Genomic DNA, 24,091 nt, shown 5'->3' on the forward strand with positions numbered 1-24,091 from the left:
TTTTCTAAGGGCAGTTTTATTTTTATGTTGTTTTAGACTTGTCATAAAATAAATGTACACAATCTAATTTATCTTTGTATATAACACATTCTGTTTCATAATTATTATTGGCATAAGGGCATTTTTCAACTTTTAATTTTGCAACAGTATAATAATCAATATTGTCGATATCAGTATAATCATTTTCCCAATCATAATTTTCTGGAAAGGTTTTATCTTTTGTATTTAATACATCGATATTTAATTCTCTTTCACCTGAATAGAATAATGATACAACTGTAACTTTTTCAACATTATCGAAAAAAGCTTTTTCTCTATTTTCTTTTTTCATAAGTTTTCTAATGGTCCTTCCATCATTTACAACATCGGTTATTATTATCACATTTTTATATTTCTTTTCATCATTTTTGAAGTATAATTTTTTCTCAAAATCATGATGATCATTATATCTATATGAATATGGTAGAGACGAATAAGGAACATTATATTTAATTGCTGCCTTGGAAGAGATTATGTTTCCTTCATAGCCTAATCCTATTATTAGATCACAATTTTTGCTTAAGTCAAATGTTTCAATTATATCAATTATAGAACTTTTAACTGTATATAAATCATCTTTATCCTCAAGTAATTTAGTTATGTCAATCCAGTTATGAGCTCGTGAAGTCTCACTCCAATGAAAGTGTCCCGAATGAAATAGTTTTTTTTTCTTTACTATTTCATATATTTTATCTGAATATTCACCCTTATAAGTGATTATTTGGTTAATTTCTTCTGGTTCATCACTTGTGGTTTCTACAAATTCTTCTGGAGCTGCTTCGGGAATTCCTAAATCAAATTCTGTTTGTGCTACGGTGTTGGTGTTGTCCAAAATTACAAATTCATCAATCTCTGTTTTATGTCTAGAGGGAGGGGTAATGGGATTCCAGTTTCCACCGTTGGTTTCTAAAATTGTATTAAAACTAGCGAGATGATATAAATGGTTTTTTAAAACTGTTTTATTCTCAGTTTTAATAATTTCATAACATCTAAAAGTTCCTAGTGGTGATTTACTTGCAATTGCACCTGATTCACTGATATAAAATAGGTCTTCTAGCTTACCCGAGCGAGGAGTATGTTCATTTCCATAAAATGTAATTTTGAGATCATGCTTACTAATAGATTCTATAAAATATTTTCTATTTTCAGGATCCCATTGACCTGATTGTTTGTCTTCATAAGTACCACTTATATTATGATGGAATGCTATAAATATTTCTTTATCAGGGTGTCGTGTTTTTATGTTTTCAATTTTCGTATCAAAATCTAAAATGTCAATTTTTCCTAAGCCACCGTGCTGATTAATATATAAATTGGAATTTAAACCAAGTAATAAAATATTTTCTGGCAATTCAATTTGATTTACAATCAGATCATTATGGCTAAATTCATACCCCATAATTTGTGAGTATAATTCTGAAAAGTTTGAAAATTTAACTTTGTTTATTTCTTCATTAGTAGGTGAAGAATTATCTCGTAGTAAATTTTTAATAGAATCTCTATGCACGTCATGATCACCGGGCAATAATAAAATTTTCTCTTTAGGTATGGATAAGTCATTTATTATCTTATTAATATATACAATTGCGGCATCATATTCGATTTTCTCAGCAATATTTGAAATGTCACCTGTTATTAAGAGGTTTAGATCACTATCAGGAAAATCCTTTTTTATTGTAGAAATAAATTTTTCTATAAATGAATTATTAGCTGGATCTGATAGATTAGAAGAAAGTAAACTGTTTTTATTTTTTTCTTTGAAAATTTCTGTATGATCAGATATGTGTAAATCAGAAATATGTATTATTATAGGATTACTCATTTAATTTGTCTCTTCAAGGTTAGTGTATATTTTATATCCTAATTCTAGATTGTTACTATTTCGAATAGAAAAAACTGCTGTTGTTGTATCAATTTTATCAATATGACTTTTATGTAATGTTTCAACTTTTATAAGTGCAATACTTCCAAGATATTTACCTCCTAAAAATTGAATTAGATTTCTGACAATTTTTACTTCAGTTCCTAGGCACACTAAATCAGAAATTACTATATATTCGCAATCTTCTTCAATTACTTTGTTCAAACGAGAATAAAGTTTATTCACGGGACCTATCTTATCGAAAATTACAATGTCAAGATTTAAATATGTTGATAAAATAGAAGCTATAAATGATCCATTTAAACTTTGACAAACCAGTTTGGGAGCTGTTTCTTTATTTTTTAGAAATTCTTCAGAAATTTTGATTGCTAATTTATAAATAGCGTATAAAATAAAATTTCTTTGAAATGTGATGATTTTTTTTATATCAATATAAGACGAAATGTAAACGAATGATGAGGTATGTTTTATATTCTGTTCATTACATTTATTAGCAATTAATATTTCTTTAAATTTTTTATAAAAAACACTATCAATATCAAGTTCTACAGACATTGTAGAAGGATCATTGCCTTCAAAAAAGTAAAACTTTTTAAACATTGAGCCTTCATATTCATTACTGGTATTTGTAACAATATCAAATCCGTTTTCTTCAATAATTTTCTTCTCAATATTTAAAAAAATAATTTTGTATCCAGCGTTCTTTAACTCTATAAAAATATTTTTTAAGTTTGGTTGTAAAAAGGCTAAAAAATTAAAATCTAAAATTAAAATATCTCTTTTATCTTCATTAGTCAGTAATGATAAATCTTCTACAACATTTTTTAATGTAGTAAGATTTAGTTCTGTAACAAAAATTCCTTCTCTTGAAGACTCCAAATAATTTGCAGTAATAACCTGTTCAGCATGCAAATTAATGTAAATATATTTTTCTGTGATTAATTTAGAAATGATCATGATTATTAATTTGGAATTTCAACTTCTATATGGACACCCTTAAATCTTACTGGAAAAAAACGGATTGAAGAAAATTTAACATCTCTAGTGTATTTTCCGAGAGTTTGTACATAAAAATCTACAAAAAGCCCTAAAGCTTGAGATGATAATAATTCCATTTGTGAATTTAGCTCTTCATCACTTATTTTTTCTAAAAGTTTTTCATCGTGTAATTTTATTATTTGTTTTCTTTTATTATAAAGTTTTACAATAGTATCATTAACTCTTTTAGATAGAATTAATTGAGTGTTTTCTGTATGAATTCTGAAAACTCCGTCTAACATCAGAATTACATTGCAGATTAGATCAAATAAGCCTAGTCTATTTTTTAACATTGAAAAATATAATGTTTCGAAGATTGAATGAAGGTGTGTAAGATAACTAGGGTTAATATTAAAAGTATTTTTTTTAGATAATTCTTCTTTTAATCTATTTCTTTTGTAGAATCCTAAATTTTTCTTATTATCCATTGATTGGTTGAATCCAATACCATTATCTGAAACCGATATTTTAGTTTTGTACAAGTCTTTATATAATGATGCAAAAGTATTCGCGCCTGAATGCAAAACTCCATTGGTTATAAGTTCAGGCAAAACATGGATGTAAAATTTTTTATAGTCAATTATAGTCGTTGTATTTTGAAGAAAATTTTTGCTGATACTGAGTTCGGGAAATAATTTCGAAAATTTTTTTTCTACTTTAAACATATAATATTCTACAAGCTTATCTCTTTTTTCTTCATCATTTAGCCCCTCTAATTCAAATCTTAAACTATCATCTTGAGTTAACGAAAAACAGTCTATTTCAAATTTTGAATCTAACTTCTTAGAAGGCAATAAATTTTTATCTATATCAATAATAGGATATGAAGGTTCTAATTTTGAGTAATTTTGATCTTGCCTTTGTGCTATATTAAAAAAATTGGAGTTGGTTAAAAAAGATATAAGATCCTGCGTACCTAAATTTTTATCGTGACCGATTATATTTTGCAATTTTAGGCCTACCCCTTCTTTGTGATAAGATGATAGCTGTTCAAATATATTTAATAGTAAGGGTAATGTGTTTCCATCAATCCTATATTTATTATATGGAATATCATTATCTCTATTATCAATTAAAGAAAATGAGATTTTTTCCTGTTTATTGTCTTTATAAAACAGAGCTATTTCTTTTAAAAATATATTATAAAACTCAAAAGAAGTAAAAGTAACTCCTTGCTTAACTATTGTTATTGACATAAGTTTGATATAGGTGTAAATGATTCTTAAAAAAATCAAAAAGAAAGACATTTCTAAATTCTGTTTCCTTCAGAAATTAAAGTGCATTGTTGTTTTTAATTTTGTGCTTCATAATTATAGTTTTTGTAAAAATAGTAATTTAATTAAATAATATAAATTATTAATAGATAACTAAGTAATGAATTAAAATTTAATGAATACTTATTTTATATACTTGAAAGATCTTTAAGAGTTACTAACTGAGGAGGAGACATTAAAATCATAATAAAATTGAAAATATCTTTTATCTTGAACTAATCTATATTGAAATTCTCCAACTTTCCAAACTCTACCGTTCCAATGATTATTTTCATCAATTTCTGATTCATCAAAATATCCTTTATCACTACTATCACTTCCTAAATGATCAACTATAATTTTGACCATTTCTTTAATTTCTTTATAAAATACTCCTAAACAATTTGTTGGAAGCTCTTTTCCAAACATAATACTGAAAGAATTTTTATCAGAATCAGAATTGAACAGATATATTTTATTGAAGTAGCCTAAATAGTAAAAGTTTGAGAAATGAACTTGGTAACAATCATCAGGGTTATTTTCGTCTGAAATATCATAGAAATTCCCTGATTGTAATACTTCACTAAGTTTGTTCCAACTTGTTGTAAAATCTACATTTTCAATATTTTCTTGATAAAATTTGATAAATTCTTCTGGTTTTAAAACATGAGTGGAAATATTTTTCTTTTGGTAAACAGCTTTTGCTTTCTGATAGTTCTTTTTATCGTTAGTAATATAGATATCACATGTTGAAGCAAATGCTGTATGAAATGCATCTTGAGTGGTATTCTTAAAAGTATTCTTTTCTTTGTCAGTAACCTTGACTTTATCTGAATAAAAACCGTGCATGTCCAAATTAATGTATGCAGAGCTTAAATCATTGAACCATTTAGGAGCATGTTTTTCATCCATATAATCTTTTTCTAATGGGCTTTCAACTCCTAGTTTTTTGTAGGTCTCTTTTAAAACTTCGAACGGGTTATTGTTAGGATCGTTAAGCTTTCCTTGATTAATATTCAGATTTTTAAATGGATGTTTTAAATCCTTGTATCCTTCTTTTTCATTGATGTTTTCTAACATCTTTCCCATTGAATTAAAAAGCCCTTCCATAGTTGGATTTTCTTTTAAACCAGGAAACATCGCATTCATAAAGTCTGAGCTTTGAGGATCTTCCATTGCATCTTTAAAAATATTATCGAGAGGGAATGATTTCAAAGATGTTTTAATAGGGGCAATTAATTCGGAATCTTTATTATCATCACCAATCGAATTGAATATTTTATCAAACGAAAAATCATCCATTAGACTTTTACTATCCAGCTCATTCTCAAATAAATGAAAAGGTTCATTATGCTGGATAACTATATCCTTGCCATTATTGAAAATACAAAGGTCCTGTGTTATTTCAGATAGAAATTCTAAGTCAGATTGTATTTCTTTATTTACTTTATCATCCGAATAGCTTGATGCAATATCTGAAATATGTGAAGTGGAATAAATAATAATAAATTTTTCTGGTTGTCGTATTATTTTTTCCAACTCCTCAAATCTTCCATTTTTGATTCCATTTAGAACATTCCAATCAATATATAGTTTCATTGCTAAAAATATTTTTTCTTTTTACTTCACTTAATGAATAAATTTCGACATTTTCAATATCCTTTATAAGATTTAAAGGTAACTGATATGATGAAATGAGTATAGACTTTACTTTGAAATCAGAAAAATCATACTTGAAAATTTCAGATAGTTTATTTAAATTATTTTCAAGCCAGATTCTTCTATTATCATGCAATGGCAACTTGTCATCAATATAATTTTTGGAGTTTGTATAATATTCATATATTATTTTTGCTTGTTTTGTATTTTTACACTCTATGGAATATATGATATTATTTATTTTATCAAATGCTAAGACATCTACATCTCCATATTCTCTATTTGCAATTTTTTGAGTGATTTTAAATTCATATGGTACAACTTCTAAAGATGTTTTTTTTGATAACCATAAATAAACTTCATTTCTAAATTCTTTCCCCTTAATATTGTTTCTGTTAGCTTGTAATTTATTTAATTCTTTATATTTTTTGTCATATTTAATTGCCCCTTCCATAAATTTAGCAAGATAATTTTCGTATGCAGCGGACAAATGTCTTGCACTATATATAAATTTATTATCAATCTTAATAATTGGTTTTAGAAGATAAGAAAGAGGTCTGTTATATCTCCATGGTTGTATATCAGAATATTGATAGGTCTTAGGTGGATGAAGAATATTTCCTCTTGGAGTAATGACAAAATGTTCAATTAAAGAATTATATTCATTTTCACCTATTTTACATTCTTTTTTTAGTATTTCCTTAAATTGATTTTCTTTAATTATGCTCACCGAATTTTCTTCGTTTAGACTATTATGAGATAAAAAGAAAAAGATAGCATTAATTACAGGTATTGTAATACCTAAATCGTTTTCAAAAGCTTTATCAACAATATCATAGTAGTCTTCTGGCAGAGATGTTTCAGAAACTTCCGTTTGATTTTCCTCACTAAAAAAAGCTGTCGATTCATAGTGCTCATCTTTTTTATGCTCATTTGTGAAATTATTTATTCTTTCATAAAAATCATAATTTATTCCTATTCTTCCAGAAGCAAGTAATCCCATTTCAGGATTATCTAAATCAAATTTGATGGAATCTGCTAAACTTCCCCAAAAGATTATTTCATCTAATAAGGCCACCAAAAAATCTATATCATTATCATTTGGTTTTTTAATTCCTTTATTTGGTTCCGCTACAATAAATTCTATTAAGTTCCTTGTAGCTAATGCAGTTCTAATATTTTTACTTTCTTCGTTTATGAATTTATTAAATGCATCCTCATAATTTTTAAAACATTCAAAATAAGTAACCAGCCTTATTTTTTTAAATGAATTTTCATTAAGTAATGCTTCATGTCTCAACATTGTGAACTCAAGAAGCTCAATTGTATTATAAAGTTTAAGAGAACTACTAATTTTAGCTATAAGAGTATTAATGACTTTATAAGATATATTTAGTTTCTCATCTTTGGAGGTAATTTTCTTTCCAATTTTAAGTTTACTCCATTCAATAATACTTTCTATAATAAGTGATTTATCTGATTTTTCAATGTACCTTGTTTTAGGAATAAATCTATTGTCCTGTTTTATATCGTCTTTTGTATCTCCTGTTACTATCATTTTTCTCATGCTCAAAGGCATATGAGTTGAAAGAATTTCTTTTATATTTCTTTCTGTAATTTCTACACCGTAATCTTTTAATAATAATGAAATCAAATTGAGTATTAGATCCATCAATATTCTTTCACCATAGTTGTCCTTTCTATTCAACGAATTAAATAATGTTACAGGAATATTTATAATAATTTTATTTAACAATCTGTCAATAGTATATTTAAAATTGACTTTTGTATTTTTATTATTCTCAATATCTAATGAAGTCGCAGAATAAAATTTTTCATCAAAACCAATTTCAATATTTAGTGGAAACTTAATGTTTGAAGGAAAGTATGACTTTAGAGATGGATAAAAGTCGTTCAACCAATATGCAACTGAGTCAGCAAAATTCTTTCCTGTTATATCGTAACTCTTAGAATTGGTAATCCATATTGGAAAATTATATTTTTCTAAAATAATTTCTAAATCTCCTCTGAAAATATTTTCAGAAGTATAAATTGGGGCATACGTTTCTGTTTTATATGCTGGAATATAACCCATTGTACCTTCGTCTCCGATATATGGAATTAAATGTTTATCATTTTTTTGTAGAGCTGTTATTATTTGGTTACCTTGTAATTCAAAATCAAATTGAATAAAAGTTGGAATTGGTTGATCTGCTGGAAAGAAAGAGCCTTCATTTTCACTATACCAATAGTATCTTGTTAAGAAAGAAAAATATGGAAGAATCATCACATTGTTCTCATAGCATTTTTTTTCAGCAACTAAGTATTTCCAAAGACTAAGTTTATTAGGATTATAAAGAGTAAGGAAATGTTGTAAATCTGATAAAGAAATTGCAACTTGGAATTTTGCATTTTCAATAATTTTATGTTGCGTAAATTTGGGGTATTCAGCATCAAAATCTCCAGTTACAGTAACAAAAATAAAATTATCTTCTGCCTTTTGCGTTTCTATAAATTTATTAATATTATCTTCCAAAGATTCTGTAGTACCAATATTATAAGTAACAATTGCAAACTTATCAGTGTCAAATTGAAATAGATCGAACCATTCATGGGCATTCAATAAATTCCATCCCATTCCTGAAAACAATTTTCCAGATTCATTTTTAAAAAATCTGAGATATGCATTTTTGAAATTATCTACTTCATCAAATTCTTTAAGTTTCCTATTGATAAATGTATTCAGAGCATACATTTCTGAGGAAGGTAAAACTAAATGATATTTTTCATCAAAATATATAAAAGGTTTTCTTGTTAATTCTAGATTGTCAAAATCATAATCGGAGCAGTTTTCATAATTCGTGATAAATTCGGTTATTATATCTGTTGTAATTTTACATTTTTTTGTTATGCTCTTAATATCTTGTTCTGAAAATGTAAAGCATTTTTTATTATTTTCAATAAATTTTTCTGGTGGAAAGATAATATTCCCTCTAAAGTTTTCAGTAAATTGAAACCTTTTTATTTCGAGTTTATTTGCTATAGAATTATGAATTTCCAAAAGAAAGATTGTTCCCTCATAAATGGCTCTTTTACAATTTTCGGAAATATTATTTTTAAAAAAGAATAAAGTATTTAAAATATTCTGATTAATATCCGTTGTTCCATTTGCTATACCAGGAAATACTACATTATTACCATTATAAAACATAATGTTTTCTGAAAAACAACACTCATTTGGGTCTTCTTCAAATGAATTTGGATATTTTTCTTTTATAATCTTTTCAAGAATATTTAAATCAACTTTTCCATTATTTGTATTTAAATTTTGGATTATTAGATTTTGAATTTTTTCTATGCGTATTATTTTTGAGCTATTTTCTGGAATTAGTTGAAGCAGTGCAAATATTTGTAATAATTCAATTGAATTGTTATTTTTTATATAGATTTCAAAATCAAAACTTTTGTTGGTACTTTTAGCACCACAACAAAATTTTATTTTTTTTCCACTTCCACAAGGGCAAAGTGCATAAACATTTGGTTTCATAGTAAACAAGATATAAGCTTTAAATTATAATAAATTGTATTTGTTGACTTATTACTTAAATATTGTAATAAATTACACTAATTAAATCACTTATAATAGAGTAGAATGTAATCTACAAAGAAAAATAAAATTATAAGATTCTTTTTACGGTTTCCCTCAATTCCATATGTTATTACATTCTGAGATTTTTTTAAAAAAATAAATTTCAATAATAAGATTATTTATACTCAAATCCCCCTTTTGGATACCCCCACCCATCCTTGGGAATGGAAAACATCCCCCCATCAGTAATAATAGAAAGAAAATTTCGGAGGCAGTAATACAATCAAGGTGATAGCTGATGTACTATTGCTCACAATTCTTTTGTTCCTGGTGTTTTATCTAACTCAAAAATAAAAAACAATGGTGACAATTATCAACTACAAAAAAAGAGAAAAAGAAGATGGAACTACATTCTATGTTCTGGAAGTTCAGGGAGGTATTGAAATGGTTATGAGCCAAACCACAGGGCAATTCTATGCTACATCCAAAAAGGCGTTTATATCATCAACATTTGATGAATTAACCTGTAAGGCTTTAATAGGAACTCAAATGCAGGGAAGTATTATCAAGCAGGAATGTGAAGCCTACGAGTATACTGTTAAGGACACAGGAGATGTGATCATCCTTCATCATAGGTTTGTATACTCGGTACAAGAACCAGGAGCAAACAATAATGTTAATAAACAGGTAAGTGATAGCTTTACTTCTGATGTTGAATTCTTTTCCAGAAGTGGGAAGCATGCATTAACAGGAGTGTAATAACTTAAATAAAATGTAAAGTGTCAAAGCGCTGAAATTATATAAAGCTTTTATTTTTTGGAATCTGGACTTAAAGCCAAAGGAAATCAAAATTAGTTTAATATTTCAGTGCTTTAGCTTTTTTAATCTTAAATAATACTTAATTATATGAACAAATTGATGGAAATATCGGTCAGTTATATCACTCCTAATCAAGAAAAAATCAGAATTACAAGTCATAAGGATGCATACCACTTCATTATTAAAAATTGGAATTTAAATATAATAGAGTTTCAAGAAGAATGTAAAGTAATTTTAATGAATAAAGGAAATTTCGTTTTGGGTATTTTCGATGTTTCCAAAGGTGGTATAGACAGTTCAGTAGTAGATATACGAATTATTCTAAGTGTAGCACTTAAATGTCATGCTACACAAATCATACTAGTGCATAATCATCCTAGTGGAAGCCTCACGCCAAGTAATTCAGACAAAAACATAACTGAGAAGTTAAGCAAGGCTTGTGATTTACTGAACTTAACACTTTTAGATCATTTGATTATTTCAAAAAATAATTATTATAGCCTCAATAAAGAAGATAATTTTTTATAATTCAAGATTAGTAATGTATTTATATAATCTTATTTATATAAGTATAAATTCTATTGCATTTCTAGAACTTGAATTACTTTCAGATAGTATTAATAGCCAGAATTATTATTTATCGAACTTAAACAGTTCATGAAATTCTATATTAAGAGCTTTTGAAATTTTGTATAAAGTAATAAGGCTTGGCGAAATTCTACCAGATTCTATTCTGCTCATATTTGATTTTTCAAAATTGCACATAGCGCCTAAATCAGATTGAGAAATATTTTTTTCTTCTCTGATCTGTTTTATTCTTTTGCTAATAAGTATTTGAAGAGATTCTTTATCCAAACTTTGATGAAATAATTATCAAAGTTGATAACATTCCGATTTGATATGGTTATCAATAGTGATAACTTTGTATTTTTGTAATTAAATAATAACTCAAATGAATAATTTTAAAAAACTTGGAAAATTGTCAGCAACAATAGGAAAGTCAATTTTTCGCTTACTTGTATTTACAATAGTGATAATAGCATTTGTTATGCAATTAGAAAAAAATAGAAATATATCATTGTCTGGAAGAGTAGGGGGAATCATTGGGACTATCGTTGCCATTTTTCTTTTTTACTTTATTCTTAGAGCATTGTTCAGACCAATATATAATCTGGGTAATAATATTCAACTACGACTAACAAACCAATTTACAGTACAACAATATAAAAGTAAATGGATAATGAGTCTAATTTGTAGTATAATTATTAGTTTGCTGTTTATTATTCCTTCTTTTGGAATTTCAGTTTTACTGATGCTCCCTCAATTTATTTTATTGTATAAATCCAAAGATATATGAAAATTTTACTATTGGTAATTGCAGTACCAGTACTGCTAATTATTTCTATTTTCCTAAGTCTCGTTTTAGGTAGTTTGATTCGTTTTATTAATGAAGGTGATCGTTTTAAAAGTCCTTTGGATGATTATAGACCAATACCTATAGTTTTCAAAGATAAGGAGTTTTGGAAGACCCTATTAGCAGGTTTTTTCGTCTATTGTACACTACTATTTATTATAAAATATTTAATTGTTTGAAATTTATATGCTTATCGTGAGGTGATAAGAATTTTTAATCATATTATGAAGTTAAGTGAATGTAAAATAATACATTTTTCCATAATAATTTTGTCATACTTTAATACACTTAAAAACTTTCTATATTTGAAGTTTATTCGCAATTAAAAATAAATTATGTCATTCCAAATTCCAATTACAATTTCAGAAGCTATAGACAAAATTGAAAATAACCAGTTTTTATTACCTGCTATACAAAGAGAGTTTATTTGGACGCATTCAAAAATTGAGTGGTTATTTGATTCAATAATGAGAAATTATCCTATTAGTTCTTTTCTCTTTTGGAAAGTAGAAGAGAAAACAGCACAGGGATATAGATTTTACAAATTTATAAATGAATATAGAGAAAGATATAAGACTCATAATGAAGAAATATCTACGAATGGAATAAGTGCTTTTAATGCCGTTCTTGATGGTCAACAAAGGCTAACCTCATTGTATATTGGTCTAAAAGGGAGTTATGCATATAAAGAATATAGAAGAAAATGGGAAGACACGGAATGGAGTATCCCCACACGCCATTTGTATCTAAATATTTCTAAGGAACTTGAAGATGAAGAAGACGGCAGAATTTATGAGTTTCAGTTTTTAGAAAAAGAGGAAACATCTGAAGCTATGATTTATAGTACAGAAACAGACCAATGGTTTAAAGTAGGATGCATTCTAAACTATACTCAAGATGAAGTTTTCGACAATTTTGTAGAGGAGCTTGAGAATTCATTTTCAAGAAAAGCTCTTCGTCAATTAAGAAGAACTATCGTGGAAAAACCTATTATTAATTATTTCTTAGAAGGTGATCAAAGGTTAGATAAAGCATTAAATATTTTTATAAGGATTAATAGCGGAGGTGAGCCTTTAAATTTTTCAGATTTATTAATGTCAATTGCGGTAGCAAATTGGACTCAAAAAGATGCTAGAAAAGAAATTCATAAGCTGGTTGATATAATTAGAGATAAAGGATTTTCTATATCAAAAGACTTGATTTTGAAATCATTTCTATATTTGCATAGTAAAGATATAAAATTTAATGTTACAAATTTTTCAAAAGAAAATGCAAAAGATTTTGAAGCTGAATGGGAGAGAATTCGTGATTCGATATTATCAGCTTTTGATTTAGTAAAAACTTTTGGGTTTACAGACTATACACTGACATCAAAAAATGCTATAATTCCTATCATTTATTATCTGTATCATAAAAATATATATAGAGATTTTAGTACTAAAATAGAATATAAAGATGACAGAGAAAAGATAAAAAAATGGTTACATATAGTATTAATTAAACGTTTATTTGGGGGGACTTCGGATTCCGTTTTGTCTCAAATAAGAAAAACATTCACGGAAAATATTAATGAGTTAAAAATTAAGCCTGAAATATTTACCTTTCCAAGTGAATCTATATTTAAATATATTCGTAAAGATTTAAGTATTGGTGATGAGTTTATTGAAGAGATATTATTGACTCAAATGGATAATCAATACGCTTTTTCAATATTGTCATTATTATATCCTGATTTAGATTACAAAAATAATAATTTTCACAAAGACCATATTCATCCAATATTCCAATTTAAAGACTTATCTGATTCAGATAAGGAGAAATTTGATTGGCATACCTACAATTCAATTTATAATTTACAAATGCTGGATGCAAATGAAAATATGTCAAAAAGTAATAAAACTCTTGAAGAGTGGATTGTTAAAGAGACACATATGGGTAACAGAAGCCAGTTTCTAAAATCGCATTTAATTCCAGATATAGACCTAAGTCTTGTTAACTTTAGTAATTATTATGAAAGAAGAAAGGAACTTCTAATGATAAAACTAAGGAATATACTTAATTAAAATTCTTTCAATTTGCAGATAAATGTATATATCTAAAAATTTAAGTAAATTGGCTAGCGGTAGAAATTACAAGTTATTTAAATTGTTGTTGACCTTTAGAATTTTTAAAGCTGTTCAATAACTTTAATAGCAAATTAAGAATCTGTACATTATATTATAAATGACACCTCAACAATTAATTCGATTTCAAAAAATTATTGATGTGAAAGAATGGAGAGAAAACCCATTACACGAATCGGTAGAAAAGAAATTATTTAACTTAATGAATAAGCTTAATGAAAATGAAGTTAATCTTGTCCTTGAGCTATTGAATAATTTTACTTGGATAGGTAATAATCAATATGATAAAAAGATACTTGATATATTTAGAAAAATTGATTCTAGTATCATTTCAAGCGCAACTAAGTTCTATTTTTTTCCTGTTGTTAAACCATGGGATAGCTATAAATTAAAAAGCGGATTGTCCCTTATTTATCCAGTAGTAGGTATTATTAATTATATTGAGGAACTAGATCATATAGAAAAAGGGAGTAATTGTATTATTACTAATTATAAAACATTGAGTAAACTAAAATTAAAAGATACTGAATATTTAATTCTTGTAGATGATTTTATTGGCTCAGGTAAAACTTTTAAATCTTGTATCGAGCAAATTGAATCATATAGTATCCCTTTAGAAAAAATTATATTGATTTCTATCGCCATTCAAAATGAAGGTTTGGAAATTATAACTAATAAGAAAATTAAAACATATTATTCTCACATTGAGAGAAAAGGAATTACAGATTTTTATTATGCTGATGAGCAAACAAAAAGAAAAAGTTTAATGAAGTTAATAGAACGAAAATTAAAATTTAATTCAAAATTTAGTTTAGGTTATGAGGAGTCAGAAGCATTATTATCATTGATTAAAACTCCAAACAATACTTTTCCAATTTTTTGGCATGAATACTATGATCATAATTTAGTAAAAAAGGCACCATTCCCAAGATATTAAAAATATGAATGAGAAACATCTATATCTTATACTATTAAAGGTTAAAAACAATACCAGTATAAGTGAACTTCAATTTGAGGGGCTAAACTATTCTGAAATAACAGAACTATTGAAATATATTGCAATTGAAAAATTAATAATAGAAACAGAAGATTCAATTATTCTTTCGGATAGCGGTAATAAAAAATTTGAGGAATTATCAATAACTTATAAAAAAACAAACAAAAAAGAATGGATTAAACCAGATGAAAAAAGTTTGATTCAAAAATTAAAAAAAAATGATATATTTGTTCCAAGAAGTAGTGAGTTGACATTCAAAATAAAACTTAAAAAATAATTATGTATGTTTAACATACCGGATTAGTGAATCATTAATCTGTAAATGAACTGAATTTCAAGCTCATCAACTTTTCAAAAGGCCTCCGTGTACCTCCGACCTTTTGAAAAGTTTATTCCAATTTGAGCGAACTTTGGTTCGCTCAATTAAAGATAAAATGGAATATAATATCTATAAAGAAAAATTCACGAAAAAAGCCATTAAAGAAGGTCTTACAGAGACAGAGGTTAATGAATGTTTAATTTATGCAAAACCTCTAATAGAGAATGGATTACCTATTATTTTTAATACATCTCATTTTTCAAAACTTGTTGGTGTACGTAAAACCTATATTAAGCGAGCTGCCATTTATTCAAGATCATATTACCGAAGTTTCACAATAGCTAAAAGAAATGGAAATCCTCGAGAAATTTCTGAACCCCTTCCTAATTTGAAGCTGATCCAAAACTATATCCTTAGTGAGATTTTGTACAATGTTAAAATTAGTGCATTTGCAAAGGCATATAAAAAAAAGACTACTATTATTGAAAATACTAGATATCATGTGAATCAAAAAAAATTAGTGACATTAGATATCAGGAACTTTTTTTCTTCAATTAAAAAAGAGCAGGTTTATATTATTTTTAATAAGTTAGGATATTCGGAAATAATTTCAGATTTATTTTCCAAATTATGTACATTAAACGATCAACTTCCCCAAGGTGCTCCCACAAGTCCATTTCTTTCTAATATATTTATGTCTGATTTTGATATGTTTGTAGCAGATTATTGTACGAGTAAGAATATAAGATATACACGTTATGCTGATGATATTTCATTATCTGGAGATTTTGATGAAAAAGAAATTATTGAGCTAATTATAGAAAGACTTAAAGAAAAGGGACTTGAGCTAAATAATGAAAAAACTAAAATAATGTTGCGTAATCAAAGACAGATTGTGACAGGAATTGTAGTAAATGAAAAAAATCAAGTTCCTCGTAAAGAGAGACTAAAATTGAGGCAAGAGGTTTTTCATATTAGAACAAAGACTCTTGAAGTCCATAAAGAAATTAAAAATATCAAAAATAGAAATTATCTTTATCATTTGTATGGGAAAATATCATATGTAGTATTTATTAATCCAAATGATAAAGAGTTTATTGAGTATAAAGAGTATATAAGAACTTTATTTAAATGATATTAAAAATAACTTTAGATCAATATTCTCATTTTCAAAAATTTTAAATTATGTAAAGCCAAGTTACATGAATTTTAGCGCTTCTATCTTTACGCCTTAATTATAATTAAGGTTTATACTGCAACAATACTGCAACAATTTTTCTAAAGGAATGAAGATGATTATAAATAAATGTAAGATTGATGGTGTCTAAATTGTTGAAAACCAAATTAATGAAATCAAATGAAAATGAAATATAAATATACTTGACTGACTCATAATCAGGTGGTCCCTGGTTCGAGCCCAGGTGGGACCACAGAAAAGCACTCAATTTGAGTGCTTTTTTTATTTCTATACTATGGTTCAGTCTTTTATACTTGCATTTTATCAATAATTTTAGTGTCTATAGTTCCTTCTGATGGACAAAAGGCATATAAAAAGGCACATCTTAATCATTAAAAAGGCACACCCTTTAAAATTTATTAATTAAATGAATTACAATAAATTACATATACTATTTGTGATAGATAAAACCAATGTGAATACAAAAGGTAAAGCTCCATTAAGGTGTAGGTTAACCTATTCAGGAAAAAGAAAGGTTTTTTCTACAGGATTATTTATTATTTCTAAACAATGGGATAGTAAACAACAGTTAATTAAGCCTCCTAATGAAGAAAATACATTTATTAATACTTCACTAAGTCTGATTAAGAATGAAATTAATCAGGCTTTTTTATTTCTACAGGTTAGTGGAAATGATTTTGATATTAACGATATTTACTTACAATACAAAGGAGATATTCCTAAGCAAGACAAAACTATACTTCAGCTTTTTCAAGAACATAATATAAGAGTTGAAAAACTAATAGGGAAGGAGTATTCTATAGCAACCTTATGGAAGTTTAAACAAGCGAAAGAGTTGTTAAAAGACTTTATAAAGTCTCATTTCAACAAAGCTGATTATCATTTTAAAGATTTAGACTTGAAATTTATTCAAGATTATGAGTTTTATTTAAAAACGGAAAAGTCTTTAGCTATTGCTACTACTAATAAGATGATACAAAGGTTCAGGAAAATTGTCAAGGTAGCTCTCTCAGAAGATATTTTACATAAGGAACCTTTTACTAACTATAAAGTAAAACATATTAAAAAAGAAATCACTTATTTAACTGAAGAAGAATTAGCTAAGCTTGAGGAATATCAATTTAAAGCTGAAAAATTGCAGATGGTTAAGGATATGTTTGTATTCTGTTGTTATACAGGTTTGGCTTATAGTGAGATGGTTAATCTTGAAAAATCCCATATTATAAAGGGATTTGATGGTAATGAATGGATTAATATGATGAGAGGGAAAACTCAGCATTTGTTAACAATACCTCTACTTACTAGAAGTAAAAGAATTATTGATAAATATGATTATGTTGATGAAAAGAGAGTTCTTCCTAAGTTAAGTAACCAAAAGTTTAATGTTTATTTGAAAGAAATAGCTGATATAGTTGGAATAAATAAAAGGCTTACTCATCATCTAGCAAGAAGAACCTTTGCAACAACTGTATTACTTTTTAATGATGTCCCTATGGAGATTGTATCACAACTTTTAGGGCATTCAAAAATTACTATAACCCAGCAACATTATGCTAAGGTAGTGCAGAAAAAAGTTAGTGAGCAGATGTTTAGGCTAAATGAGAAATTAAAATGAAAAAGAGGTGGATTATTCCCACCTCTCAATTTTTAAAGAGACCTTTTTATCAAAGAACTTTTTCATAGTTTGCTGAATTGTTTTTTCTACTAATTCAACATTGTCTTCTGTTGTTATTACAGAGTCATGCAATGTAAATAGAGGAACTTCGGGATGTTTCTTATCCAATTTTTTGCAAACATTATTAAGAATAATATCAGCTTCTAGATTTTGAAGAATGACTGCTAGAGTATTATGTTGATCTTTTTTAATAGTACTTATAACTTTATATACATTAGGAAAAGTCCTTTTAAAAAGTTTAATAACATTTCTGTACCTAATAGCAGTGTTTTTAGAAAAGAAGGTTGTGAAAATGATTTCTTTTACCTTCTCTTTTATCTTCTCATCTGGAATACCAATTAATTCTCCATTTTCTTTGAGTAATTTTCCAAAGTTTTCATAGAACCTACCAGAAGTTACGATTTGATTAAAACTAATTACATCTTTTTTAGAAGATATACTAGCAATTAAATTTTTTAATCTGGCAGTGTCTATGGCAGGATTTACAGCATTAATTCTATCAGTCATATTGCATCTCTCAAATAATTCTACATTCATAAGTGATTGTAGAAGATAAGGTTGAGAATTTGAAATATCTACGCTATATAAGACTTTACCTTTCCATTTTAAATGTTTCCTTAACTCAGACTTTAACTGGGTAATAGGTGTATGAAGTCTTCCTGCTGTATTATCTACAAAGAAACTGATATTATTCTTTGCAGAAAGTCTCTCGATAGGAAGTAGTCTGCTATTATATCTTACAAGAGAATGCCCAATTCCATTTAGCTCATCTTTGGCTAATTCTCTAGATAAGTAATCTCTAGCTTTTGATATATCAACATCTAAATTTTCAAGCCATTTTTTTAGAAAATATAATTCTGTGGTTGCTTTTTGATTGATTTCTTTTCTTAGATACTGAAGATTTTTAATTAAAGTCCATTTCGTAATATCAACAGGTTTTAATTTACTTCTATATTTTTCAGAAAATCTTAATCCTCCACATTTTAAACCAACAATATAGTTGTCTTCTTCAATAATGTTTTGTTCTTTTAAATAATCAATATACTTCCTATAGTCCTTAATTATACTACCCAAAATTTTTTTGCTAATAGAAGTATATCCCGTGTACTCTTCAATAGCTTTCTTTTTTTGAGCTGGAATAGCATAAATAAGATGTAGAATATAGACAAACTTGTCCCTGTTATAAATAAAATCAGGTTTATTTTTCCTCAATATGGAATCAATATCCAACTTTTTTGGTAAATACAAAGTTAATCTAGGTATTCTAGCCCAGCCATTTTTTTCTAGTGATGTTCCTGCACTAGGGCTGTTAATTCTGTTTAAGTGAACTGTAGGAACATTGTTCACTTTTAATGGAGTTATTTCCATTACCCCCTCTCTTGAGGGTGCTGTGCCTTTAGGGTGTAAATCCTAAGAGGTGCTTTATTTCAAAGCAAGTGGCATATAACTTTTTCCCATTTTAATCTTTTATAATTAATTCAACATATATTCCAAAACTTAAAAAACGGCTTTATGGAAATAAAAAAATCACAAAAACAACAAGTGAAGCTTAGACTAGGACTGTCAGGAGCTTCCGGATTTGGAAAGACCAAATCAGCACTTTTATTAGCTTATGGAATGACACAGGATTGGAATAAAATAGCTGTAGTAGACACAGAAAATTCTTCTGCTTCTCTGTATTCAGACATAGGAAATTATAATGTACTGGATTTACATGCTCCTTATAGTCCTGAAAGATATATTCAGGCTATTGAACTTTGTGAGAAATCAGGAATGGAAGTTATTATTATAGATTCTGCAAGTCATGAATGGAATGGCTCTGGTGGCTGCTTAGAAATTCATGAGAAATTAGGTGGAAGATTTCAAGATTGGGCTAATGTAACACCTCGCCACCAAGCCTTTATTAATAAGATATTGCAGTCAAATTGCCATATAATCACTACAACCAGAAGGAAAATAGATTATTCTCTTGATATAGGGAGTAATGGTAAAACTCAAGTTGTAAAGCATGGAACTAAAGAAATCACCCGAGATGGCTTTGAGTATGAGTTAACTATTAACTTTGAGCTTATTAATGAGAATCATCTTGCTAAGGCTTCAAAGGACAGAACAGGATTATTTATGAATAAGCCTAAATTTCTTATTACTTCTGATACAGGTAAAATGATATTAGAGTGGTGTAATTCAGGCTCAAAAATTAATCCATCTCAAATTATTCCAAATTCTACAGGAAGAAACTCTATGCCTAAGATAGATCCAAGTGATGCTTTTGAATGTTCTCCTAGTCAGAATCTAATGAATGCTACAGAACAGGAAGTATATGAGACTATTCAAAACTGCAAGTCTGTAACAGAGCTTTTAGCCCTATACAGGCAGTTTCCACGGTATCAGGAGAGTTTAAGACCTGATTTTGAAGCTAGGAAATCTTTACTCATTAATTTAAATACCCCAAATAATTTTAGCAAAAATGGACACTCAAAGTTTCAGTAAAACTCCTAACATAATATATATAAATAACAGGAATGATTCCTCTGTTGATTCCCTTGAATTAAAGAATGTAAATGAGAGCCAGATACTTGAAAGAAAATCATTACAAGGCATCTTTATGGATAATGATTTTGAAAATGTTGAAGTATTTTATCCAACTAGAATAAATAGAATTCCTGATAAGCCTGAACATAAAGAACCTGTTCAGGCTTTTTTAATGTCTAATTCAAAAGTTCAGAGTTTTTCTGTTTTAACAGAAACTAATCAGCCAAGTTCTTTTATCCTAGCTAATACGTCAGAAGCTACATTACAGCACTTACAGAATGATTGTATTATCCCTGTATTCAGCAAGGACAATGAGAAAACTATCACACATCAAGAGTTTATTGAGGTTGTCTTATCTGCTGTTCAGAGAGTATTTCCTAATCACGTTATAAGTAACCCTGAAATAAGAGTTTCTCATCAAATTAAAGGTAGAATACCTTCTGCAATCCATAAGCCTGTAAAAGATCTGTTAGAGCATGAAAAGACTATTTATTATGAAAGAATGGCTTTCATAGTTAAAGTGTCCAGCATAAATGATATAGTAAATGGTAATGAGCTTTCACTCACAATTGGTGGAGTACGCAGTTATAATTTGGAAAATCTTTACAATAAAAAGTCTTTAGAAAAGTTCAAATTCTTCATAGGTTTTCAAAATCAAGTCTGTATGAATTTGTGTGTGAGTAGTGATGGCTTTGTGGAGGATATTAGAGTAGGTAGTACAAATGATTTATATTCAAAGGTATTAGAAGTAATGCAAAATTATAATGCAGAGCTTCATTTAATGGAAATGAAAGAACTTACACAGGATTATCTTTCAGAACATCAATTTGCTCAACTTATAGGTAAAAGTAGATTATATCAACACTTGCCTAAGCTTGAAAAACAGAATATTCCTTTGTTAAACTTTAATGACAGCCATATTAATACTATGGCTAAACATTATTATGAGGATAAGAACTTCTGTAGGCAAGAAAATGGTAATATTAACCTTTGGGATGTCTATAATCTCTTTACCCAAGCTAACAAGAGTAGTTATATAGATACTTTTCTTGATAGGAGTTCGAATGCTTTTGAATTTTCAAAAGGTATTCGGAAAGCAGTCAATAATGGTTCTGATTATCATTGGTTTTTGAATTAAAAATAAACCCTACAAAAAGTAGGGTTTATATTAGAAGAGTAGTTTTTATTTAGTATTTTTGAATAAATAATTAGTATACAGTTGATAATCTCTTTTCAAAATAAAAAATTACGAGAAATTTGTGAAGATAATAAGTCTGCGATTGAACATTTGGGAATAGAGATTGTTCAAAGTTTGAAAAACAGATTGTCAGATTTTGAGGCAGCAAAGAATCTATCAGAAATCCCACTTGGAAACCCAACAGAATTTAAGGTAGACAAAAAAGTATATTTTACAATAGATCTTAATAAAAAATATAAACTTATTTTTGTCGTTAATAATTTAAACCTTCAAGTATCTGAAGAATTTGATTGGACTAAAATTACTAGAATTAAAATAATAGACATTCATAATGAACAAAACACTTCCATTTTCACCTAATTGGGCAACTCCTCCGGGAAGTACAATAAAGGATGTATTATCAGAGAGAGAGGTAAGTATTAACGATTTTGCTCAAAGAATGAATGAAGATTTGCAAACTATTAATTTACTTTTAAAAGGTCAATTATCAATAGATGAAAATCTTGCTGATAAACTAGAAGTTGTATTGGGTTCCACAAAGTCTTTTTGGTTAAGTAGGGAGCAACAATATAAAAAAAATCTGGAAAACATAGATGAAATTAGCACTTGGTTAAAACAGATTCCTTATAAGGATATGTTGAAGTTTGGATGGGTGGAAAATAAGAATAATATTTACAAATCTTGTTTAGATTTTTTTAGTGTTGATAATTTTCAAGAATTTAAAATTAAATATGATTTTCTATTAAATACTGTTGCATTCAGAAAATCAAATGCTTTTATTTCTGAAAACTTGTCTATAATTTCATGGATCAGAAGAGCTGAAATACTAGCAGAAAATTATAAGTGTAAAAAATGGAATAAGGATTTATTTATTGAAACATTAGAAGATAAAATAAAACCTTTGACTAGAAAAAAAAGCCCCAAACAATTCTTACCAGACTTAATACGCTATTGTGAAGATTGTGGTGTTGCAGTTGTAATTGTTCCAACCCCACAAAAATGTACTGCAAGCGGAGCTACTAAATTCATAAATGAAGATAAGGCTCTACTTATCCTGAGTTTTAGATATCTTTCTGACGATCAGTTTTGGTTTACATTTTTTCATGAGGCAGGTCATTTGATTTTACATAGTCATAAGTCATTAAGAATTGAATCAGAAAATAATTTGGAATTGATTGCAGATGAAGAAATAGAAGCTAATCTATTTGCAGCCGAAATGTTACTTCACCTTAATTTAAGAAAGGAATTATATTCATTAAAAAGTGATAAAAGAAAAATTTTAGAGCTTGCTATTAGAGCTGGGGTTTCTCCAGGTATTATTGTTGGTCAAATGCAGCACTCTAAAATAATAAGCCCAAGCTATCTTAATGGATATAAAAAAAGATATACTTGGGAAGAAATTAATGAAGCTTTAAATCATATCAACCATTAAAATAGATATATTGAGCAGGATTTTTTTGCCAATTGCATAATGCATCTTCTAAAACCTGCATTCCAAAACTTAGTTGTAAATGTGTTTCAAGGTTAATTAAATAACTTTCTAATGAGGATGCATTTCCTTGTTGTCCATTTAAGTTGTAAAGCATTCGTGCTCCTGTTAATGGTCCTGAAGCACCTTTTAAGTAAGGTGTATCTGGTTCAATATTTAAAATTCCTGACTTTCCTAACATACAAAGGAAATCGAACGTTCCCAGCCTACTAAATCCTTTAATATCTCTCTTATAGATTCTGTATAATCTATTGAAGAGTATTCTTGGAGTTGGGGAATCTTCAATTATATTAGAAAAAAAACTAGAATGGGAGTTTCCGATTAAATTAACATAACTAGTTATTGTTGCGCCTGTTCCCGCATTACTAGTGGCAGATATACTTTGATATCTTCTATGATTTCCAAATTTTGCATTATCCTTAATTTGCAATGAATTATTATCCAGCCAAGTGAGAAAAGTGTTTAAGTTATTTGAAACATTTCCCCATGACCATTTATTATTCCCATCTTGCCCTAATTTACCATATAAATTCTTTGTTATTTTCCACCCATTCACTGGGTCAATTCCAAAATGAGTTGATAAAAATATTAACCAATTGGCCTCATCAAAGTTTCCTTGTTGGAATAAATAACACGCGCCTTTTATTGGGTCAAATAAATTATTGTTTGGATCAGCTCTTTCAGGAGATATTGTTCTACTCCTTACTGTTTCAACATATTTAACTCTCCTAATACTATCGATTAATTGTCTAATAAATACATCTTTTTTAATGGGATCAAGTATTCCTGATAAAATATTACCATTTTGTAAATTATATGTATTGATTTTATTTTCTAATGATAGATAAAGTGCTGTATTTTTCATAA

20 protein-coding genes are annotated in these 24,091 nt (G+C 27.6%); 12 read left to right on the top strand and 8 right to left on the bottom strand.

What is annotated here, in order from left to right; genetic code table 11:
- Positions 1-22: 22 nt before the first annotated feature.
- The 5 genes from J2772_RS20945 to J2772_RS20965 all read right to left on the bottom strand — a co-directional run bounded on the left by J2772_RS20945 (position 23) and on the right by J2772_RS20965 (position 9,418).
- Positions 23-1,861, bottom strand: coding sequence for a metallophosphoesterase (locus J2772_RS20945; protein ID WP_209920118.1), 1,839 nt, complete (start codon positions 1,859-1,861; stop codon positions 23-25).
- Positions 1,862-2,878, bottom strand: a complete 1,017-nt coding sequence (locus tag J2772_RS20950; protein ID WP_209920119.1) for a hypothetical protein — start codon at positions 2,876-2,878, stop codon at positions 1,862-1,864.
- Positions 2,879-2,883: 5 nt separating this feature from the next.
- Positions 2,884-4,155 (bottom strand): hypothetical protein, encoded by a 1,272-nt coding sequence (locus J2772_RS20955; RefSeq protein ID WP_209920120.1) that lies wholly within the window; start codon positions 4,153-4,155, stop codon positions 2,884-2,886.
- 225 nt (positions 4,156-4,380) lie between these two features.
- Complete coding sequence (locus J2772_RS20960) at positions 4,381-5,811, bottom strand: hypothetical protein (protein ID WP_209920121.1); 1,431 nt, start codon at positions 5,809-5,811, stop codon at positions 4,381-4,383.
- Positions 5,795-9,418, bottom strand: a complete 3,624-nt coding sequence (locus J2772_RS20965) for a YecA family protein (protein WP_209920122.1) — start codon at positions 9,416-9,418, stop codon at positions 5,795-5,797. Before J2772_RS20965 ends, J2772_RS20960 begins: the two co-directional genes overlap by 17 nt.
- A 402-nt stretch (positions 9,419-9,820) precedes the next feature.
- Between J2772_RS20965 and J2772_RS20970 the strand changes: the two genes are divergently transcribed.
- Positions 9,821-10,219, top strand: a complete 399-nt coding sequence (locus J2772_RS20970; protein WP_209920124.1) for a hypothetical protein — start codon at positions 9,821-9,823, stop codon at positions 10,217-10,219.
- Between the two features lie 147 nt (positions 10,220-10,366).
- Entirely contained in the window at positions 10,367-10,807 is a 441-nt protein-coding gene (locus tag J2772_RS20975) for a JAB domain-containing protein (protein WP_209920126.1), read from the top strand.
- 105 nt (positions 10,808-10,912) lie between these two features.
- Here J2772_RS20975 and J2772_RS24315 read toward each other — a convergent pair whose 3' ends face one another.
- On the bottom strand, positions 10,913-11,134 hold the full coding sequence (locus tag J2772_RS24315; protein ID WP_034696447.1) for a helix-turn-helix domain-containing protein: 222 nt from the start codon (positions 11,132-11,134) through the stop codon (positions 10,913-10,915).
- Between the two features lie 97 nt (positions 11,135-11,231).
- Here J2772_RS24315 and J2772_RS20985 point away from each other — a divergent pair, with 97 nt between their 5' ends.
- The 6 genes from J2772_RS20985 to J2772_RS21010 all read left to right on the top strand — a co-directional run bounded on the left by J2772_RS20985 (position 11,232) and on the right by J2772_RS21010 (position 17,945).
- Positions 11,232-11,636 carry a hypothetical protein gene (locus J2772_RS20985; protein WP_034696446.1) on the top strand — a complete coding sequence of 135 codons (405 nt, stop codon included), beginning with the start codon at positions 11,232-11,234 and terminating at the stop codon, positions 11,634-11,636.
- A gap of 392 nt (positions 11,637-12,028) precedes the next feature.
- On the top strand, positions 12,029-13,756 hold the full coding sequence (locus J2772_RS20990; protein ID WP_034696442.1) for a DUF262 domain-containing protein: 1,728 nt from the start codon (positions 12,029-12,031) through the stop codon (positions 13,754-13,756).
- A gap of 160 nt (positions 13,757-13,916) precedes the next feature.
- The gene (locus tag J2772_RS20995) at positions 13,917-14,753 is read left to right on the top strand and encodes a hypothetical protein (protein ID WP_209920127.1); all 837 of its coding nucleotides are present in this window, start codon (positions 13,917-13,919) and stop codon (positions 14,751-14,753) included.
- 4 nt (positions 14,754-14,757) lie between these two features.
- Positions 14,758-15,090, top strand: coding sequence for a hypothetical protein (locus tag J2772_RS21000; RefSeq protein ID WP_034696439.1), 333 nt, complete (start codon positions 14,758-14,760; stop codon positions 15,088-15,090).
- A gap of 157 nt (positions 15,091-15,247) precedes the next feature.
- Positions 15,248-16,267 carry a reverse transcriptase domain-containing protein gene (locus J2772_RS21005; RefSeq protein WP_034696438.1) on the top strand — a complete coding sequence of 340 codons (1,020 nt, stop codon included), beginning with the start codon at positions 15,248-15,250 and terminating at the stop codon, positions 16,265-16,267.
- A gap of 469 nt (positions 16,268-16,736) precedes the next feature.
- Positions 16,737-17,945, top strand: a complete 1,209-nt coding sequence (locus J2772_RS21010) for a site-specific integrase (protein ID WP_209920129.1) — start codon at positions 16,737-16,739, stop codon at positions 17,943-17,945.
- Between the two features lie 12 nt (positions 17,946-17,957).
- Here J2772_RS21010 and J2772_RS21015 read toward each other — a convergent pair whose 3' ends face one another.
- Complete coding sequence (locus tag J2772_RS21015) at positions 17,958-19,373, bottom strand: hypothetical protein (RefSeq protein ID WP_209920131.1); 1,416 nt, start codon at positions 19,371-19,373, stop codon at positions 17,958-17,960.
- A gap of 144 nt (positions 19,374-19,517) precedes the next feature.
- Between J2772_RS21015 and J2772_RS21020 the strand changes: the two genes are divergently transcribed.
- From J2772_RS21020 to J2772_RS21035, 4 genes are all read left to right on the top strand, one after another.
- Positions 19,518-20,495 carry an AAA family ATPase gene (locus J2772_RS21020; RefSeq protein WP_209920133.1) on the top strand — a complete coding sequence of 326 codons (978 nt, stop codon included), beginning with the start codon at positions 19,518-19,520 and terminating at the stop codon, positions 20,493-20,495.
- Entirely contained in the window at positions 20,473-21,675 is a 1,203-nt protein-coding gene (locus J2772_RS21025; RefSeq protein ID WP_209920135.1) for a DUF3871 family protein, read from the top strand. The genes J2772_RS21020 and J2772_RS21025 overlap by 23 nt, the downstream gene beginning before the upstream one ends.
- 81 nt (positions 21,676-21,756) lie before the next feature.
- The gene (locus tag J2772_RS21030; protein ID WP_209920137.1) at positions 21,757-22,095 is read left to right on the top strand and encodes a hypothetical protein; all 339 of its coding nucleotides are present in this window, start codon (positions 21,757-21,759) and stop codon (positions 22,093-22,095) included.
- Positions 22,067-23,167, top strand: a complete 1,101-nt coding sequence (locus J2772_RS21035) for an ImmA/IrrE family metallo-endopeptidase (protein WP_209920139.1) — start codon at positions 22,067-22,069, stop codon at positions 23,165-23,167. Before J2772_RS21030 ends, J2772_RS21035 begins: the two co-directional genes overlap by 29 nt.
- Here J2772_RS21035 and J2772_RS21040 read toward each other — a convergent pair.
- Positions 23,157-24,089 (bottom strand): hypothetical protein, encoded by a 933-nt coding sequence (locus J2772_RS21040; protein ID WP_209920141.1) that lies wholly within the window; start codon positions 24,087-24,089, stop codon positions 23,157-23,159. The two genes, J2772_RS21035 and J2772_RS21040, sit on opposite strands and share 11 nt — an antisense overlap.
- Positions 24,090-24,091 lie beyond the last annotated feature (2 nt).

This window comes from Chryseobacterium jejuense (assembly GCF_017877355.1).
Classification (GTDB): Bacteria; Bacteroidota; Bacteroidia; order Flavobacteriales; family Weeksellaceae; genus Chryseobacterium; species Chryseobacterium jejuense_A.

What these genes read in the sequence shown, in the direction of transcription:
- J2772_RS20960 (WP_209920121.1), bottom strand. Translation starts at nt 5,811, where the DNA reads ATGAAACTATATATTGATTGGAATGTTCTAAATGGAATCAAAAATGGA.
- J2772_RS20945 (WP_209920118.1), bottom strand. Translation starts at nt 1,861, where the DNA reads ATGAGTAATCCTATAATAATACATATTTCTGATTTACACATATCTGAT.
- J2772_RS20985 (WP_034696446.1), top strand. Translation starts at nt 11,232, where the DNA reads ATGAATAATTTTAAAAAACTTGGAAAATTGTCAGCAACAATAGGAAAG.
- J2772_RS21040 (WP_209920141.1), bottom strand. Translation starts at nt 24,089, where the DNA reads ATGAAAAATACAGCACTTTATCTATCATTAGAAAATAAAATCAATACA.
- J2772_RS20965 (WP_209920122.1), bottom strand. Translation starts at nt 9,418, where the DNA reads ATGAAACCAAATGTTTATGCACTTTGCCCTTGTGGAAGTGGAAAAAAA.
- J2772_RS20970 (WP_209920124.1), top strand. Translation starts at nt 9,821, where the DNA reads ATGGTGACAATTATCAACTACAAAAAAAGAGAAAAAGAAGATGGAACT.
- J2772_RS21005 (WP_034696438.1), top strand. Translation starts at nt 15,248, where the DNA reads ATGGAATATAATATCTATAAAGAAAAATTCACGAAAAAAGCCATTAAA.
- J2772_RS20995 (WP_209920127.1), top strand. Translation starts at nt 13,917, where the DNA reads ATGACACCTCAACAATTAATTCGATTTCAAAAAATTATTGATGTGAAA.
- J2772_RS21010 (WP_209920129.1), top strand. Translation starts at nt 16,737, where the DNA reads ATGAATTACAATAAATTACATATACTATTTGTGATAGATAAAACCAAT.
- J2772_RS20950 (WP_209920119.1), bottom strand. Translation starts at nt 2,878, where the DNA reads ATGATCATTTCTAAATTAATCACAGAAAAATATATTTACATTAATTTG.
- J2772_RS21015 (WP_209920131.1), bottom strand. Translation starts at nt 19,373, where the DNA reads ATGGAAATAACTCCATTAAAAGTGAACAATGTTCCTACAGTTCACTTA.
- J2772_RS20955 (WP_209920120.1), bottom strand. Translation starts at nt 4,155, where the DNA reads ATGTCAATAACAATAGTTAAGCAAGGAGTTACTTTTACTTCTTTTGAG.
- J2772_RS20975 (WP_209920126.1), top strand. Translation starts at nt 10,367, where the DNA reads ATGAACAAATTGATGGAAATATCGGTCAGTTATATCACTCCTAATCAA.
- J2772_RS21035 (WP_209920139.1), top strand. Translation starts at nt 22,067, where the DNA reads ATGAACAAAACACTTCCATTTTCACCTAATTGGGCAACTCCTCCGGGA.
- J2772_RS20990 (WP_034696442.1), top strand. Translation starts at nt 12,029, where the DNA reads ATGTCATTCCAAATTCCAATTACAATTTCAGAAGCTATAGACAAAATT.
- J2772_RS21025 (WP_209920135.1), top strand. Translation starts at nt 20,473, where the DNA reads ATGGACACTCAAAGTTTCAGTAAAACTCCTAACATAATATATATAAAT.
- J2772_RS21020 (WP_209920133.1), top strand. Translation starts at nt 19,518, where the DNA reads ATGGAAATAAAAAAATCACAAAAACAACAAGTGAAGCTTAGACTAGGA.
- J2772_RS21000 (WP_034696439.1), top strand. Translation starts at nt 14,758, where the DNA reads ATGAATGAGAAACATCTATATCTTATACTATTAAAGGTTAAAAACAAT.